General features: G+C 73.1%; 11 protein-coding genes and 1 pseudogene. 2 read left to right on the top strand and 10 right to left on the bottom strand.

The features are described 5' to 3' along the window. The first annotated feature begins 81 nt into the window (after positions 1–81). Complete coding sequence (locus QF032_RS15895; RefSeq protein WP_307056272.1) at positions 82–987, top strand: RDD family protein; 906 nt, start codon at positions 82–84, stop codon at positions 985–987. A 13-nt stretch (positions 988–1,000) separates the two neighbouring features. On the opposite strand, the gene QF032_RS15900 is transcribed toward QF032_RS15895, so the two are convergent. The 8 genes and pseudogenes from QF032_RS15900 to QF032_RS15935 all read right to left on the bottom strand — a co-directional run bounded on the left by QF032_RS15900 (position 1,001) and on the right by QF032_RS15935 (position 9,653). Beyond that, positions 1,001–1,615, bottom strand: coding sequence for a hypothetical protein (locus QF032_RS15900; protein ID WP_307043445.1), 615 nt, complete (start codon positions 1,613–1,615; stop codon positions 1,001–1,003). Between the two features lie 129 nt (positions 1,616–1,744). Continuing rightward, entirely contained in the window at positions 1,745–3,202 is a 1,458-nt protein-coding gene (gene ahcY, locus QF032_RS15905) for an adenosylhomocysteinase (RefSeq protein WP_307043447.1), read from the bottom strand. Between the two features lie 399 nt (positions 3,203–3,601). Next, on the bottom strand, positions 3,602–4,582 hold the full coding sequence (locus tag QF032_RS15910) for a cation diffusion facilitator family transporter (RefSeq protein ID WP_307043448.1): 981 nt from the start codon (positions 4,580–4,582) through the stop codon (positions 3,602–3,604). A gap of 135 nt (positions 4,583–4,717) precedes the next feature. Beyond that, on the bottom strand, positions 4,718–5,869 hold the full coding sequence (gene manA, locus QF032_RS15915; RefSeq protein WP_307056273.1) for a mannose-6-phosphate isomerase, class I: 1,152 nt from the start codon (positions 5,867–5,869) through the stop codon (positions 4,718–4,720). A gap of 150 nt (positions 5,870–6,019) precedes the next feature. After that, positions 6,020–7,154 (bottom strand): annotated as a pseudogene (locus QF032_RS15920) (SIS domain-containing protein). Between the two features lie 100 nt (positions 7,155–7,254). Beyond that, the gene (locus tag QF032_RS15925; RefSeq protein WP_107443652.1) at positions 7,255–7,425 is read right to left on the bottom strand and encodes a Trm112 family protein; all 171 of its coding nucleotides are present in this window, start codon (positions 7,423–7,425) and stop codon (positions 7,255–7,257) included. Between the two features lie 160 nt (positions 7,426–7,585). After that, a complete protein-coding gene (locus tag QF032_RS15930; RefSeq protein ID WP_307056274.1) occupies positions 7,586–9,010 on the bottom strand; it encodes a phosphomannomutase/phosphoglucomutase in 1,425 nt (474 codons plus the stop codon). Positions 9,011–9,230: 220 nt separating this feature from the next. Further along, positions 9,231–9,653 (bottom strand): DUF3499 domain-containing protein, encoded by a 423-nt coding sequence (locus QF032_RS15935; RefSeq protein ID WP_107443650.1) that lies wholly within the window; start codon positions 9,651–9,653, stop codon positions 9,231–9,233. 313 nt (positions 9,654–9,966) lie between these two features. On the opposite strand from QF032_RS15935, the gene QF032_RS15940 reads away from it, so the two are divergent. Continuing rightward, positions 9,967–10,416 (top strand): metallopeptidase family protein, encoded by a 450-nt coding sequence (locus tag QF032_RS15940; protein ID WP_307043456.1) that lies wholly within the window; start codon positions 9,967–9,969, stop codon positions 10,414–10,416. Between the two features lie 52 nt (positions 10,417–10,468). Here QF032_RS15940 and QF032_RS15945 read toward each other — a convergent pair whose 3' ends face one another. Both QF032_RS15945 and QF032_RS15950 read right to left on the bottom strand, forming a co-directional pair. Beyond that, the gene (locus QF032_RS15945; protein WP_307056275.1) at positions 10,469–12,037 is read right to left on the bottom strand and encodes a DUF5719 family protein; all 1,569 of its coding nucleotides are present in this window, start codon (positions 12,035–12,037) and stop codon (positions 10,469–10,471) included. Next, entirely contained in the window at positions 12,034–15,753 is a 3,720-nt protein-coding gene (locus tag QF032_RS15950) for a glycosyltransferase (protein ID WP_307056276.1), read from the bottom strand. The genes QF032_RS15945 and QF032_RS15950 overlap by 4 nt, the downstream gene beginning before the upstream one ends. Positions 15,754–15,815 lie beyond the last annotated feature (62 nt).

Below are 15,815 nucleotides of genomic sequence, written 5' to 3' on the forward strand. Positions count from 1 at the left end.
GCTTGTCGTACTGCGGCGCGAAGTGCCCTCAGCTTGGCAGACTGGCGGTTCTCGGGGCAGGCCAGTGAAGGGACGACGGGCGTGAGTGAGCTGGTGACGGGTGAGGCGGTGGCGTTGGAGCTGCGGCCTGCCAGGCTGCCCAGCCGGGGGTTGGCCACGTTGCTGGACCTCGTGGTGGCGGTCACGGCCTATGTCGTCGTGAGCATCGTGGTGGTGGTGACGACGGCGTCCCTGGACGATGCGGCGCAGATCGCTCTGTCGATCGCCACGTTTCTGCTGGTGCTGGTGGGTGGGCCGATCGCGGTGGAGACGCTCAGTCATGGGCGGTCGCTCGGGAAGCTGGCCTGTGGTCTGCGGGTGGTGCGGGACGACGGTGGACCGATCCGGTTCCGGCACGCTCTGGTGCGGGGTGCGATCGGGGTGGTCGAGATTCTGCTGACGCTCGGGGTGGTGGCCTGTATCGCCTCGCTCGTGTCGGCGAGGGGGCGGCGGCTCGGTGACGTCTTCGCAGGGACGTTGGTGGTGCGGGAGCGGGTGCCTGCGGCGCGGTCCGGTTTGGTGCCGCCGCCTCCGCCCTGGCTGGCGGGACGTTTCCAGGGGCTCGATCTCTCGGCGGTGCCGGACGGGCTGTGGCTGGCGGTCCGGCAGTACCTGGGGCGGATGGGGCAGCTGGATCCGCAGGTCGGCTGGACGATGGCGGTACGGCTGGCCGGTGAGCTCGCGGCGCGTACGGGGGTGCCGGTACCGCAGGGGGTGCCGCCGGCCGCGTATCTGGCGGCGGTCGTGCAGGAGCGGCAGGTCCGGGAGGCGCGGCGGGCGTTCGGGGGCGGTTCGGTGGCGGCGCCTGTGGTGGGCGCTGGCGTTGCGGCGACGGCGTACGGTCCGCCGGCTTCGTATGTCCCGCCGGTCGTGGGGGCCGGGGGTCCGCAGGAGCGCGCCGTTGACCGGTCCGCGGGGCCGGGCACGGGGTTCGTGCCGCCGGCGTAGGCCGGGGTGCGGGTCAGTCGAAGGCCGAGGGGGGTGTTTCGAGGTCTTCGAGTTCGATGCCGGGGGCGGCAAGGACGATGTCGCCGGTGAGGTGCACGGTGTGCCGTTCGCCGGTGTCCAGGGCGGTGACCTGGTATTCGTCCACGGTCAGGGGGCCGTTGTCAGTGGCGTGTGTTTCGCTTTTCAGCAGGGACCAGGACTGGTCCACGGTGCGTGGGGCGAGCACCGGGTCGGTGAAGGCGACGAGGCGTACGCGGGTTGCCGCGGAGGAGGGGGTGAGGCGCAGGAGTCGGCTGGTCGCGATGAGGAAGGCGGGGGAGGCGCCGGTGAAGGCGTGGGCGGGGACGTTGCCTTCTGTGGCCTGGGATCCGGTGGGGTCCGTGCGGACCCAGGTGACGCCGTCCAGGGCGGCGCCGCGTACCTGCCAGCCGCTCGCGTGCAGTTCCAGGCGCAGGGGGCGGCCGAGGTCGTCGAGGGTGAGGTCGACGGAGCCGGTGTGATCGCCGGTGGGGGTGGTCAGCCGGGACACGTAGCGCCAGCCGGAGGGGCCGGGGGCGCACTGGAAGTGCTCGTGAGCGAGGGGGGTGTGGTCGTGCGGGTCATGGAGCGAATACCGGCCGCGGGGCATGGGGGTCCTGGGGTGTGACGGGGTGGTCGGGGCGCCGCGGCGGTCCGGTCCGAGGGAGCGAAGGGGCAAGCCCCCGACACGGGGGTGCGGGGGCCTGCCTCTGTGCTGCTGTGGACCGGGGCTACGGGCTCAGTAGCGGTAGTGGTCCGACTTGTAGGGCCCGTCGACCTCGACGCCGATGTACGCGGCCTGCTCGGGGCGGAGCGTGGTCAGCTTGACGCCGAGCGAGTCGAGGTGGAGGCGGGCGACCTTCTCGTCGAGGTGCTTGGGCAGCACGTAGACGTCGGTCGGGTACTCCTCGGGCTTGGTGAACAGCTCGATCTGGGCCAGGGTCTGGTCCGCGAACGAGTTGGACATCACGAAGGAGGGGTGGCCGGTGGCGTTGCCCAGGTTCAGCAGGCGGCCCTCGGACAGCACGATGAGGACCTTGCCGTCCGGGAACTTCCACGTGTGGACCTGCGGCTTGACCTCGTCCTTGACGATGCCCGGGATCTGCGCCAGGCCGGCCATGTCGATCTCGTTGTCGAAGTGGCCGATGTTGCCCACGATGGCCTGGTGCTTCATCTTGGCCATGTCGGCGGCCATGATGATGTCCTTGTTGCCGGTCGTGGTGATGAAGATGTCGGCCGTCTCGACGACCTCGTCGAGCGTGGTGACCTGGTAGCCGTCCATCGCCGCCTGGAGGGCGCAGATCGGGTCGATCTCCGTGACGATCACTCGGGCGCCCTGGCCGCGCAGGGACTCCGCGCAGCCCTTGCCGACGTCGCCGTAGCCGCAGACGACGGCGGTCTTGCCGCCGATCAGGACGTCGGTGGCGCGGTTGATGCCGTCGATCAGGGAGTGGCGGCAGCCGTACTTGTTGTCGAACTTCGACTTGGTGACGGCGTCGTTGACGTTGATCGCCGGGAACAGCAGGGTGCCGTCCCGGTGCATCTCGTAGAGGCGGTGGACGCCGGTCGTGGTCTCCTCGGTCACGCCGCGGATCTCCGACGCGAGCTGGGTCCACTTCTGCGAACCGTTGGAGATGGTGCGGTTGAGGAGCTCGAGGATGACGCGGTGTTCGTCGTTCTCGGCGGTGTCGACCGAGGGGACCTTGCCGGCCTTCTCGTACTCGACGCCCTTGTGGACCAGGAGGGTGGCGTCACCGCCGTCGTCGAGGATCATGTTCGGGCCGCCGGTGGGGCTGTTCGGCCAGGTCAACGCCTGCTCCGTGCACCACCAGTACTCCTCCAGGGTCTCGCCCTTCCAGGCGAAGACCGGGACGCCCTGCGGGTTCTCGGGGGTGCCGTTCGGGCCGACCGCGATGGCGGCGGCCGCGTGGTCCTGGGTGGAGAAGATGTTGCAGGACACCCAGCGGACCTCGGCGCCGAGCGCGACCAGGGTCTCGATGAGCACGGCCGTCTGCACGGTCATGTGCAGCGAGCCCATGATCCGGGCCCCGGCCAGTGGCTGGGTGGCGGCGAATTCCTTGCGGATCGACATCAGGCCGGGCATCTCGTGCTCGGCCAGGGTGATCTCCTTGCGGCCGAAGGCGGCCAGGGAGAGGTCGGCGACCTTGAAGTCCTGTCGCTTCTCGACAGTCGTCATGGGGAGCTGCTCCTCGGGGGTCGGGGCGAGGTGTGGGTACGGCTGGTCTGCGCGGCGGCGGACACAGGGATGCCCCGAGAAGGGCACGCGCATGCCCGCGTGTGCGCAGCGCAGTCCGTCGGAGGCCCTCTCTCCCTCGGACGGTCCGCTGGGGACCGCCCGACCGCCATCAGCAGCGACGTCTGGCTCCGTTCCAAGCTACACCGCGGGCGCGGGGCGGCCCCAGTCCGTGTCCGGTCGGATGGCGTGGGATCGGGCAGGATCCGGCCGGATCCAGCCGGTCGTGTCGGTGGTGTCGGTGGTGTCGGTGGTGTCGGTCGGGCCGAGGGTGCGGGCGCACAACGGCGACAGGACCCGCCGGTGGTGCCGGGGGTCCTGTCGGGTGGGGTCAGGGGGTGCTCAGTGTTCGGCCGCGGGCCGGTTGGGGCCGCCCGGGGTGGCTTCGGCGTCGGGGCCCTTGGCGGCTTCGGCCTCGCTGTAGATGTCCGGCTCGAGGTAGATGACGCGGGCGATGGGGACGGCGGCGCGGATGCGGGCCTCGGCGGCGTTGATGGCGGTGGCGACCTGGGTGGCCGTGTCGTCGTGCTCGACGGCGATCTTGGCGGCGACCAGGAGTTCCTCGGGGCCGAGGTGGAGGGTGCGCATGTGGATGACGCCGGTGACGGTGTCGCCGTCCACGATCGCGGCCTCGATCTTCTGGACGTCTTCCAGGCCTGCGGACTCACCGAGCAGCAGGGACTTGGTCTCGGCGGCGAGGACGAGGGCGATGAGGATGAGGAGGACGCCGATGCAGACGGTGCCGATGCCGTCCCAGATGCCGTCGCCGGTGAGGAGGGCGAGGCTGACGCCGCCGAGGGCGAGGACGAGGCCGATCAGCGCGCCGAAGTCCTCGAGGAGGACGACGGGGAGTTCGGGGGCCTTGGCGCGGCGGATGAACTGTGACCAGGAGAGTTTGCCGCGGAGTTCGTTGGACTCCTTGATGGCGGTGCGGAAGGAGAAGCTCTCGGCGATGATCGCGAAGACGAGGACTCCGACGGGCCAGTACCAGTGCTCGATCTCGTGCGGGTGCTGGATCTTCTCGTAGCCCTCGTAGACGGCGAACATGCCGCCGACGGAGAAGAGGACGATGGAGACGAGGAAGGCGTAGATGTAGCGCTCGCGGCCGTAGCCGAAGGGGTGTTGCGGGGTGGCTTCGCGTTGGGCCTTCTTGCCTCCGATGAGGAGGAGGGCCTGGTTGCCGGAGTCGGCGAGCGAGTGCACGCCTTCGGCGAGCATCGACGACGAGCCGCTGAATGCGAACGCCACGAACTTCGATGCCGCGATCGCGAGGTTGGCGCCGAGTGCCGCCACGATCGCCCTGGTGCCGCCTGACGCGCTCATGTGTTCGCGTTGTCCCTTCGCCTTCATGCGTACGCCGTGCTGGGCCCGGCCCGTTGCGGCTTTGCCCGTCCTTTGCCGGGGGGCCATTGTTGCAGCCCTGTCCGACGGGGCTGCATCAGGTCGTCGTGACCGGGGTCAGACGACGACCGTGGCCCGGAAGACCGTACCCGCCCCGCTCACTTCGGCCTGGTGCCCCGCGGGGACGAAGACAGACGTGCCCGGTGTCAGTGCGTGCTCGCCCGCGCGGACGGCTCCTGCGGTGCACAGCAGGATCTGCGGGGTGGGGAGGGTGAGGTCGTGGGCGGGGCCGCCGGCGGCGAGGACGTAGCGGGAGAGCCGGAACTCGTCGGTGGGGGTGTCGTAGACCTCTTCGCCGTCCGGGGCGGCCTCGGGGCGCAGGACGCCGGGGTCGCCGGGCTCGAAGCGGACGATGCGCAGGAGTTCGGGGACGTCGACGTGTTTGGGGGTGAGTCCGCAGCGCAGGACGTTGTCGGAGTTGGCCATGATCTCGACGCCGAGGCCGTCGAGGTAGGCGTGCGGGATGCCGGCGCCGAGGTACAGGGCCTCGCCTGGCTGGAGCCGGACGTGGTTGAGGAGCATGGCGGCGATGACACCGGGGTCGCCGGGGTAGTGGTGGGCGATGCCGGCGTAGGGGGTGTACGCGCCGCCGAGGCGGTCGCAGGCGGTGGCCGCGGCGGCGACGGTGTGCGCCATCTCGTCGGGGTCGGCGGTGAGGACCGCCGTCAGCATCTCGCGCAGAGCGGCTTCCTCGGGCTGTGCGTGCAGGAGGTCGACGTACGGCTTGAGGGAGTCGACGCCGAGGCCGTCGAGGAGGTCGGCGGCGTGTGCCGGGGCGCGGAAGCCGCAGAGGCCGTCGAACTCGGTGAGGGCGCAGATGAGTTCGGGCTTGTGGTTGGCGTCCTTGTAGTTGCGGTGCGGGGCGTCGATGGGGACGCCGCGGCGTTCCTCGTCCTCGTAGCCCTCTTTGGCCTGGGTCAGGTCGGGGTGGACCTGGAGGGAGAGGGGGGCGCCGGCGGCGAGGAGTTTGAGGAGGAAGGGGAGGCGGGGGCCGAACCTGGCGACGGTCCGTTCGCCGAGTTCGCGCCGCGGGTCGGCGTCGATCACGTCGACGAGGGTGCCCCGGTCGGTGCGGGAGGGGGCGCCGGGGTGGGCGCCCATCCACATCTCGGCCTGCGGTTCGCCGGTGGGCTCGATGCCGAGCAGGTGCGGGATCGCGGTGGGGGAACCCCAGGCGTAGGGGCGGACGGTGTTGTCGAGGCGGTCCATGCGGTCTCTCTCTGCCTGCCCGTCCGTCGTCGGTGGGTCGTCGGTCGGCCGGTCGTGGGTCGTGCGGGGGGACGTGACTGCGTCGGGCGGGGGTGGCCGGCGGCGGGCGGCGGTGGGGGGCAGTTCCGTGGCGGGCCCGACGTCGTCGCGTCAGGCTCCTGAGGCGAGCGCCAGGTAGACGGCGGCGAAGTCCGTGGTGGCGATGAGTTCGGCGAGGGTGACGAGTTCGCCGCCTTCCTCGGGTTCGAGTTCGCTGATCGGCGCGTCGTGGCTGAGGGCCAGCTCGCGGGCGGTCGGGGCGGCGGTCAGGCCGCCGATCGGACGGTCGCGCAGCAGCACCACGCGCGCGTGCAGGGCGGGCGGTTCCTCGACGCGGTCGCGGAAGAAGTCGTCCGGGTCGGCGCCGGCGGCGAGCGGGCCGGCCAGCAGCGCGTTGTGCTCGGCGAGGGCCTCGGGGAGTTCGGCGACGAGGGCGGGGCGGCCGGCGAGTTCGGCGAGGGCGGCGGCGAAGCGGCGGCCCGCGGGACCGGCCGAGGTCCCTTCGGTCCAGATCACGGGGAGCGCGTCGGCGAGTTCGGCGGCCAGGGTCTTCGCCGGGTTGCTGTAGGTGGCGACGGCGGGCCCGCAGCGTTCGGCGACCTGGTCGAGCCGGTCGGCGACCTTCTCGAGCTCCTCGGGCGGGGCGGAGAGCAGGGCGACGCGGTCGAGGAGGGCGAGGAGCGGGGTGAGCAGGGCCCACAGGACGCCGGGCGCGGAGGCGGCCGCGGGGGGCTGCTCGTCCTGTTCGTACGGGGCGGTCGCCAGGGGGATGAAGAGGCTGTGCGCGGCGACGGCCGCCTCGCTGAGCGGAGACTGGGCGGGGGCCACGGCGGCGACGGTGCAGCCTCGGCGGTAGGCCTGCTCGGTGAGGAGGGAGAGGCCGGGTTCGCTGCCGTCCGGGGTGGCGATGAGGAGGAGGTCCACGGAGCCGGCCCAGCCGGGGAGTTCCCAGCGCAGGGCGCCCGCGGCGGGGGCGACGCCGGTGGGTGCCAGCCGGATGACGGGGCATGCGGCGCCGGCGAGGGGTGCCGAGGAGGTCGGCCACGCAGACCGCGGCGGCACCGGGCCCTGCGATGAGGATGGCGCGGGGGCGGCCGTCCGGCGCCAGGTCGTTCACGCCGGCCTCGGTCGCGTGCCTGATGGCGGTGCGGACGCGGGCGCCGGCTTCGGCGGCGCCGCGCAGGAGGGCTCTGCGGTCGGCCTCGGTGAGGGCTTCCGGCGTGTCGAGCAGCGAGTCATCGAGCATGGCGGCAGTCTCCGATCGCCTGGGGCGTCGTCGGTTTCGGGGCCGGGGGGTGCGGGTGCGGCGGACGCGTCGCGCCTGGGGGCGCGGGTCGCCGGGCGCGTCATGCGGGGTGGCGGGCCTCGTCGACGAGGAGGACGGGGATGTCGTCACGCACGGGGTAGGCCAGGCCGCAGTCCTGCGCCGTGCAGATCAGCTCGGTGTCCTGCTCCTTGAGAGGGGCGTGGCAGGCGGGGCAGGCGAGGATCTCCAGGAGGCCGGCTTCGAGCGGCATGGGGTGTCCTTTCGAGGGGCGGGCGGTGTGGCCCGGGGTGCGGACGTGCCTGGTCAGCGTACCGCTGGTGAGGGTGGGGCCGCGGGGGTCCGGCGCGGCGGGCGGAGCGGGCCGGGGAGGTGCTGGTGGGGCGGGTGGAGCGGACCGGACAGGCCGGGTCTCAGGCTCGGATGATGCGCAGGGCCTCGTCCCGGATCCTGGTCATCGTCTGTTCGTCGCGGGCCTCCGCGTTGAGGCGGAGGAGGGGCTCGGTGTTGGAGGGGCGGACGTTGAACCACCAGTCGGCGGAGGAGACGGTCAGGCCGTCCAGCTCGTCCAGGGTGACGTCCTCGCGGGGGCCGTACGCCGCCTTGATCGCGGCGATGCGGCCGGCCTGGTCGGTGACGGTCGAGTTGATCTCCCCGGAGCCGCTGTAGCGGTCGTACTCCGCGACGAGGGAGGAGAGCGGGCCTGCCTGGCCGCCGAGGGCGGCGAGGACGTGGAGGGCGGCCAGCATGCCGGTGTCGGCGTTCCAGAAGTCCTTGAAGTAGTAGTGCGCGGAGTGCTCACCGCCGAAGATCGCGCCGGAGTGTGCCATCTCGGCCTTGATGAAGGAGTGGCCGACGCGGGTGCGGACGGGGGTGCCGCCGTTCTCCTTCACCGCCTCCGGGACGGACCAGGAGGTGATCAGGTTGTGGATGACGGTGCCCTTGCCGCCGTTGCGCGCGAGTTCGCGTATGGCCACCAGGGCCGTGATCGCGGACGGGGAGACCGGTTCGCCGCGTTCGTCGACGACGAAGCAGCGGTCGGCGTCGCCGTCGAAGGCGAGGCCGAGGTCGGCGCCCACTTCGCGGACCCGCTTCTGGAGGTCGACGAGGTTCGCCGGGTCCAGGGGGTTGGCCTCGTGGTTGGGGAAGGTGCCGTCCAGCTCGAAGTAGAGGGGGACGAGGGTCAGGGGCAGGCCCTCGAAGACGGTGGGGACGGTGTGGCCGCCCATGCCGTTGCCCGCGTCGACCACGACCGTGAGGGGGCGGATTCCGGTCAGGTCGACGAGTGCGCGCAGGTGTGCCGCATAGTCGTTCAACGTGTCGGCCCGGGTGATCGTTCCCTGCGGCGGGTCGGCCGCCGTCCCGGGTCGCGGTGCCGCGTCGCGTGCCGGTCGCTGTGCACCAAAGTCCGCGCCGGGGTCCGCGTCGGCGTCCGTCCAGCGTTCCACGAGTTCGCGGATCTCGGTCAGACCGGTGCCCTGGCCGACCGGAGCGGCGCCCGCGCGGCACAGCTTGATGCCGTTGTACCGGGCCGGGTTGTGCGAGGCCGTGAACATCGCGCCGGGCAGGTTCAGCGCGCCCGAGGCGTAGTACAGCTGGTCCGTGGAGCACAGGCCGATGTGGGTGACGTCCACGCCGCGGGCGGCCGCGCCGCGGGAGAAGGCGTCGGTGAGGCCGGGCGAGGAAGGGCGCATGTCGTGGCCGACGACGATCGCCCGGGCGCCGGTCACCTGGGCGAAGGCCGCGCCGAACAGTTCGGCGAGGGACTCGTCCCACTGGTCCGGGACCAGCCCGCGTACGTCGTACGCCTTGACGATCTGCGACAGATCAGCAGCCACGGCCAACCTTCCTGAAGTCCTGTGGGTCACCACAAACTACCCGGGCCCCTTCGGCCTGCGGCGGGGGGCCGCCGGGGTGGGAGCCGGTGGTGTCCGGTCCGGTACCGGGCGGATCAGAAAGCGGTTGCCGGTCTCTTCGCCGACCGCAGGGCAGGGTGCGTGGTGATCGCGCGTCCGAGGAGGCGGGCCGGCCTGCGAAGGGGGCGGAGGGTGCGGCTGCTCAGTTGTCGGGCGAGCGCAGGACCCGCAGGTGGCCGCGGCGTGCGACCTCCATCGGGTCCGCGGAGCGCCTGCCGCCGCCGGCTCCGGCCGCGCGCTCCTGCGGGCGGGCCGCCTCGCGCACCGCGTTGGCAAGCGCTTCCAGGTCGTCTCCGCTGGGGCGGGCGGGGGCCGAGCTGTCGAGGAGCCGCACGACCTCCCAGCCGCGCGGGGCGGTGAGGCGCTCGGAGTGCTCGGCGCACAGGTCGTAGCAGTGGGGCTCGGCGTAGGTGGCGAGCGGGCCGAGGACCGCGGTCGAGTCGGCGTAGACGTACGTCAGCGTCGCGACGGCGGGTCGGCCGCAGGCGGTGCGCGAACAGCGACGTACAGGGCTCACGATGTTGGACGGTACCGCACTCTTGAGCGGGCCGCGACGACTCTCCACCAGGTCACTCCACCGTGTCGGGTTGTGAAACGCCCCACGCGCCGGTTCAGTCATACCCCGCTGACCTGCGTGAACACCAGTCGTCGAGGGCGGGAACCTGTCGACTCGCGGTCATCACTCGGCACAAACGGCATCAATTGCCATGAGCTCACCGGTCTCGGAGAGATATGGATTCGAGCCCAACCTTGGCTGGAATGGTCATCCGGCGACAAGCGGCGCCTGTGGGCCGTGGGCGGGGCCGCGCTGTCCCCGCCGGCGGGGAGCCGTGTGGGGCGGGGCACCGGGGCACCGCGGGGACTACGCTTCAGTAGTGATGGAGAGCCCCGTACCGCCCCCTGCCACCGGCCCAGGTCCCCGTCGTCGCGATCGCCACGGGCGGGGGATGCGGGGGCCTGTCGCACCGCCCCAGGTCCCGTTGGCCGCCAGTCGCGCCGACGTGTTCGCGGATCTCGTGCAGGACTCCGTGGACCGGCTGGAACGCCGATGGCCGCAGCTCACCGACATCGACTTCATGGTCCTGGAGGTGCCGCGCCTGGACGCGGCGTCGGAGCCGTGGAACGACGAGGCGGTCCCGCTGGGCGGCGCGATCCCCGCGCGTGAGGGGCGACGGGCGCGGGTCGTCGTCTACCGGCGGCCGGTCGAGATCCGCACCAAGGGGCGCGACGAACGGGCCGCGCTGGTGCACGAGGTCGTCGTGGAGCAGGTCGCCGAGCTGCTGGGGCTGACGCCCGAGACGGTGGATCCGCGCTACGGCGAGGACTGAGCGCCGCAACTCCCTGCGTCCCCCTTTCGAGGGACGGACCCACCCTTTCGGGTCACCTCTGCAGCACCGCCACGTCCTCGTCCGCCTGCGGTACCGCCACCGTTCCCCGGTCGTCCGGCAGGGTCTGGATCGTGAAGCCCGAGACGCCTTCCTGAGTGACCGTCAGGGTGCGGGCGGCGTAGACCGGGGTGGCCGTGAGGGGTTCGACGGTCAGCGCGAACGTGCCCTTGAGGCCGGCCGGCACGGGGAGCCGGACCTCCTGCGCAGTACCGGCCTTGACCGTGTACGTCTGCGAGACGGACGTACCGCCGCCGCTGCCCGCGGACGCGGTGACCTTGACCTTGGCCTCGCCCTTGGGAGCGGTCAGGGACAGTGACGCGGTCTTGGCGGTGTTGTCGGCCACCGACGCGCGCGCGCCGACGGGGGCGGCCGCCGGGATGAACGCCGACTCCTGCTTGTCGCCCTTGCCGCGCAGGACCCGTACGGCGGCGACCACGGGCGTCGACTGGTCCGTCGGGGTCAGGATCAGGGAGCCGGCCTCCCCGCGCGTGACGTCGCCGAGGTCGACGGAGGTCGTCCTGCCCGCCTTGACGTGCAGCGTCTCGTGCCCTGCCGGGGTGATCAGGCCGGAGGGGGAGGCCAGTTGGACTTTGAGGTCGGCGTCCGCGTCACCGGGCGCGTAGGCGATGAGGCGGACGGCGGTGGCGTCCTTGGGGATGCCGGGAACGACCTGGGTGGCGGCCGGTTCGGTGGACGGGGCGAGCCAGTCGCCGCCGAGCTTCGCGTCCAGGGCCTGGACGGCTGCCCCGAGGCGGCCGCTGCGCACGTTGACGTGGACGGTGAGGTCCTCCTGCTTCTCGGGGATGAGCGTGGACAGCAGGATCGGCTCGCTGGAGTGCGCGGGGACGGTGATGTCCTCCCCCACCGTGCTCGCCAGGGCGCCGTCCTTGCCGTAGAGCTCGATGTCGACGACGGCCGCGGAGTCATCCGGATTGGTGAGGTGGACGTAGTCCGTGCGGTCGGCGGACGTGCCGGCGCCCGGGAACCAGAACTCGGTGTCGGGCGCGCCGCAGGTGAGGCCCTGCAGGCCGCGGCCGCTGCCGGCGCTGACCTCGGTGGTCTCCTGGACCGTCCAGCCGGGGGCGAACTTCCCCTCGGCGGTGCCCAGGAGCGCGGGAGCGTCGCCGCCCGTGGTGACGCCGACGGCCGGGGTGCCGGGCGCCTTCGGGGCGACGACGGGCTGCGCGGCCTTCTTCTTGCCGCTCGCCTTGTCCCCCGTCTTCCCGCCCGCCTTGTCGCCTGCCTTGTCCCCCGTCTTGTCCCCTGCCTTGCCGCTCGCCGTGTCCGCCGGGGCCGCCGGGCCCCCCGCCGCCGCCGTGAGTGCGGCCGTGCCGCCGCCGGCGGTCCCCTTGGTGACGGGTGTGAAGGACGTGTACGACGTCTCGGCGAGGTCGGAGGTGCTGGGCGAGGGACAGAGCAGGCTGGTGCGCTCCACGGGCAGTTCGGCGGCCGCCCTGGCGGTGTCCTGTCCGGGAGCGTCCGGCTGGTTGAGCGCGGCGAACCCGGTGACGGCGGCGAGGGCGGCCGTGCCGGCGATCAGGGACAGGGTGGTGCGGTTCACTGCTGGCTCCCGTCGGGGCGCTCGTTGCCGGTGCCGTGGGGGTGCTGGGCCGGGTCGTAGGCGGGGTCGTAGCCACCCTGGCCGTAGACCGACGGATCGTAGGCCGAGGGATCGTAGGCCGACGGGGCGTAGCCCTGCTGGGGCTGGTTCGGGTCGTACGGCGCCTGCTGGGCCTGGCCGTCGTAGGCGTACGGCTCGTACTGGCCGGCCTGATAGGGGTCGTACGACTGCTGCTGGTCGTAGCCGCCCGCCGGGTACTGCTGGGCGTCGGGGTACTGGCCGGCCTGGTGGCCGCCGTAGTCGGCACCCGCGTAGGTCGGCTGGTCCGGGCCGCCCCAGTCGCCGTAGGACTGCTGCTGGGGGACCGCGGCCGGCGGCTGTTCCTCCTGCGCGGCCACCGGGAACTCGCCGTCCCCGCCGGGCTCTTCGGCCTCGGCCTCGGCCTGGGCGCGCAGGCGGCGGGCGCGGCGGCCCTCGCCCTCGACGGCCTGGGCGGGAACGAGGTCCTCCTCGGGGAGGTCGTCGTCGACGTCGCGGCGGCGGCCCGGGAGAGCCAGGACGACGAGGACGACGGAGAGCAGGCCCTGCGCCCACAGCCAGGCGGTGTGGGCGAACGGGTCGTCGTAGGTGACGTTCAGCGTGCCCCCGGAGGCGGGCAGCTCGAAGCCCTGGGCCCAGCCGTCGACGGTGGTGGGGGTGAGGGGCTTGCCGTCGAGGGTGGCCGTCCAGCCGTCGGCGGCCGCGTCGGCCAGCCGCAGGACGCGACCGGCGGCTCCGGCGGGGAGGGTGGTGTGGATGTCGACGGGGCCCGCGGCGACCGGGACCGGTGCGCCCTTGCCGGACGCGGCGACGACGGCCGCGCGGGAGACCTCCTGGTTGACCCGCCACAGGGCGCTGCCGTCCTGCTGGCTGAGCCTCTTCAGGCCGGGCGTGGCGTCCAGGACGCGGGCGACCTCGCGGGGCGCGCCCTTGTGGACGAGGACGTAGCCCACGGCGAACTTGCCGAGCTGGTCGCTCTGGTCGGCGCCGGAACCGGCGACGAGGTTGGCGACGACCTTGTCGAGCTGGGCGTTCTCGCCGTCGGCCGCGGCGAGTTCGGCGTCGCCGAGGCGCGCGCCGGAGCCGCGGACCAGCATGTAGCCGACGTGTGCCGCGGAGTCGCTGTCGAGGACGAGGGTGCGGGCCTGGTCGCTGCCGCCGGCCTCTTCGGCTACGAACGCCGGCACCTGGACGGGGTCGCGGCGCTCCAGGGGGCCGTCGGCGCCGCCGATCATCCAGCCGGCGGCGACGAGCAGCGGACCCGCGGCCGAGGCGAAGGCGATGAGGACGGCGACCGGCTGGCGCCAGCCGAAGCTCTGTTCGGCGACACGCGTGCGTGCTCCCTCGGCGCCGATGACGGCGGCGGCGAGGAGGGCGATGCCGTAGACGAGGGTGGCGGGGCCGGCCCAGGTCGAGTTGTTGGACAGGACCGCGAAGACGAGGCCCACCAGGGCGACCGCCCAGGCCGCCCAGACGCCGAAGTGGCGCTCGGAGCGGAGCAGGGCGGCCAGCGCGGCCAGCACGATGCCGATCAGCATGAGGCCCTCGACGGTGCCGGGGCCGCCGGGGCTCGCGCCGAGCAGGTCGAGGGCGGTGGCGGCCGACGGGCCGTGGTCTAGGCCGGCCTGGGTGAAGAAGCCGAACGGCAGCAGCGACAGCGACCAGGGCGCGAGGATCAGCAGGGGCGTGCCGAGCTGGGCCAGGAAGCGCAGGCCGTGGGCGGTGATGTCGCCGCGGCGCAGGACGAGGACCGCGAGACCGAGGACCAGGGCGATGGGCCAGAGGATCGGCGTGAACGCGGTGGTGATGGTCAGGAGCAGCGCGTACGCCCAGGTGGCACGCCAGCTGCCGCGGCCGCCGGAGCGCTGCGTCAGGCCACTTGCGGCGACGCCCGCGCGGGCGATGAGGGGCAGCAGGACGGCGAGGACGGCGGTGCCGACGCGGCCGCCGGCGAGGGCGCCGGTGGCGGCGGGCAGGAAGGCGTAGACGACGGCCGCCCACGCGCGCAGCAGACGGGACGCGACGAGCGGCCGGGAGGCGAAGTAGGCGGCCACTCCGGCCAGGGGCACCGAGCAGACGAGCAGCACGGTGAGGGCGAGGCCGGTCGAGCCGAGGAGCAGGGTGGCCAGCGTCGCGATGATCGCGAGGTAGGGCGGGGCGGACGCGGTGCCGCCGGCGCCCACCGCGTGCCAGGCGTCGGTGTAGCGGGCCCACAGGTCGGAGGCGTCGGGTGGGGCGGGCAGCAGGGCGCCGCCGGCGAGCGCGCCGCCGCCGAGGAGGTTGCGGCAGGCGACGAGGGAGACGAGGAGCAGGACCAGGAAGAGCACCGGTCCGGGCTTGCGGGCGATGCGCTTGAGGCGGGCGAACTGCTCGATCTCCAGGAAGTCGGCGTCGTCGCCGCCGGGGCCCGACTCGACGGCGCCGCCGTGCCGGCCCGCTCCGGAGACGGCGTCGGGGTCGGAGGAGCCGAAGAGGTCGCCCGCGACCTGTTCGATGGTGGCCCGCACGGTCGCGCCGGGCGGCGGGAACAGGGGGCGCAGTTCGTCCTTGTCGACGGTCGCCCTGCCGCGCGCGCGGCGTCCGGCGATGATCCGCTCGGGCCGCAGCAGGGTGCTCAGCAAGCCGCGGATCTCGTCGACGGCCTGTCCGGGGACCTTGCCGACGAGGTAGGCGACGGTGCGCAGCAGGGTGCCGAGGACGAGGCGAACCAGGACCCAGGGCAGCAGGGCGGTGCGGCTGTTGACGAGGAGGGTGTAGGCGGCGCCGGCCTTGTCGACCTTGTGCGGGGAGGCGCTGGTGCGGCCCGCGCAGTCGACGGCGCGGCGTTCGCGGGAGGCGGCCTCGGCGTGCCGTACGACGGCCTCGGGGGCGATGAGGACGCGGTGTCCGGCGGCCTGCGCGCGCCAGCACAGGTCGACGTCGTCCCGCATGAGGGGCAGGCGGCGGTCGAAGCCGCCGAGCTGGTCGAAGACGTCGCGGCGGATGAGCATGCCGGCGGTGGACACGGACAGGACGGACCGGACGTGGTCGTGCTGGCCCTGGTCCTGTTCGCGGCGGTCCAGGCCGGTCCAGCGGCGGCCGGAGTGGGCGATGGTGACGCCGACCTCGAGCAGCTGGCGGCGGTCGTACCAGCCGCGGAGCTTGGGTCCGACGACAGCCACGTCGTCACGGCCGAGTTCGAGTTCGTTCTCCACGACGCGCAGCAGTTCTGCGAGCGCGTCGGGTTCGGGGGCGCTGTCGTCGTGCAGCAGCCAGAGCCACTGGACGGGCTCTCCGTGCGGGAGTTCCGGCAGGTCGTAGGCGTCGTCGCGCCAGGTGCGGGTGACGGGGTCCCAGCCGCTGGGGCGCTTGAGGTAGGGCAGTTCCTCGGGGGTGAGGACGGGGGCCGTGCGGTGGGCCTCCTCGACGGCCTGTCCGAACCCGGTGCGCCGGGCGAGGTGCAGGACGCGGTCGTCGCCGAGGGCTTCGGCGACCAGTCGCGCGGAGTCGTCCGAGCTGCCGGTGTCGGCGGCCATGACGGACTGGACGGGGCGCTCCTGGCCGAGCAGCCCGGCGAGCGCGTCGGGCAGCCAGCGGGCACCGTCGTGGGAGACGATCACCGCGGTCACTACATGACGCGGGAACTCAGGTGTGACGGCGCCGTCTTGGCGGGCTGCCGTGTGGCTGTGCACGGACATCGAGGTACGGGCCCCGGTTCGCTGGACTGCGGTGGACGCCTGCGCCGTGTGGGGGCGGCGGG

Origin of the sequence: Streptomyces achromogenes (genome assembly GCF_030816715.1) — a bacterium.
GTDB classification, from domain to species: Bacteria; Actinomycetota; Actinomycetes; order Streptomycetales; family Streptomycetaceae; genus Streptomyces; species Streptomyces achromogenes_A.

Excerpts from the sequence above, each read along its gene's own strand:
- manA (WP_307056273.1), bottom strand. The coding sequence starts at position 5,869 with ATGGACCGCCTCGACAACACCGTCCGCCCCTACGCCTGGGGTTCCCCC.
- QF032_RS15910 (WP_307043448.1), bottom strand. The coding sequence starts at position 4,582 with ATGAGCGCGTCAGGCGGCACCAGGGCGATCGTGGCGGCACTCGGCGCC.
- QF032_RS15925 (WP_107443652.1), bottom strand. The coding sequence starts at position 7,425 with ATGCCGCTCGAAGCCGGCCTCCTGGAGATCCTCGCCTGCCCCGCCTGC.
- QF032_RS15940 (WP_307043456.1), top strand. The coding sequence starts at position 9,967 with ATGGAGAGCCCCGTACCGCCCCCTGCCACCGGCCCAGGTCCCCGTCGT.
- QF032_RS15900 (WP_307043445.1), bottom strand. The coding sequence starts at position 1,615 with ATGCCCCGCGGCCGGTATTCGCTCCATGACCCGCACGACCACACCCCC.
- ahcY (WP_307043447.1), bottom strand. The coding sequence starts at position 3,202 with ATGACGACTGTCGAGAAGCGACAGGACTTCAAGGTCGCCGACCTCTCC.
- QF032_RS15950 (WP_307056276.1), bottom strand. The coding sequence starts at position 15,753 with ATGTCCGTGCACAGCCACACGGCAGCCCGCCAAGACGGCGCCGTCACA.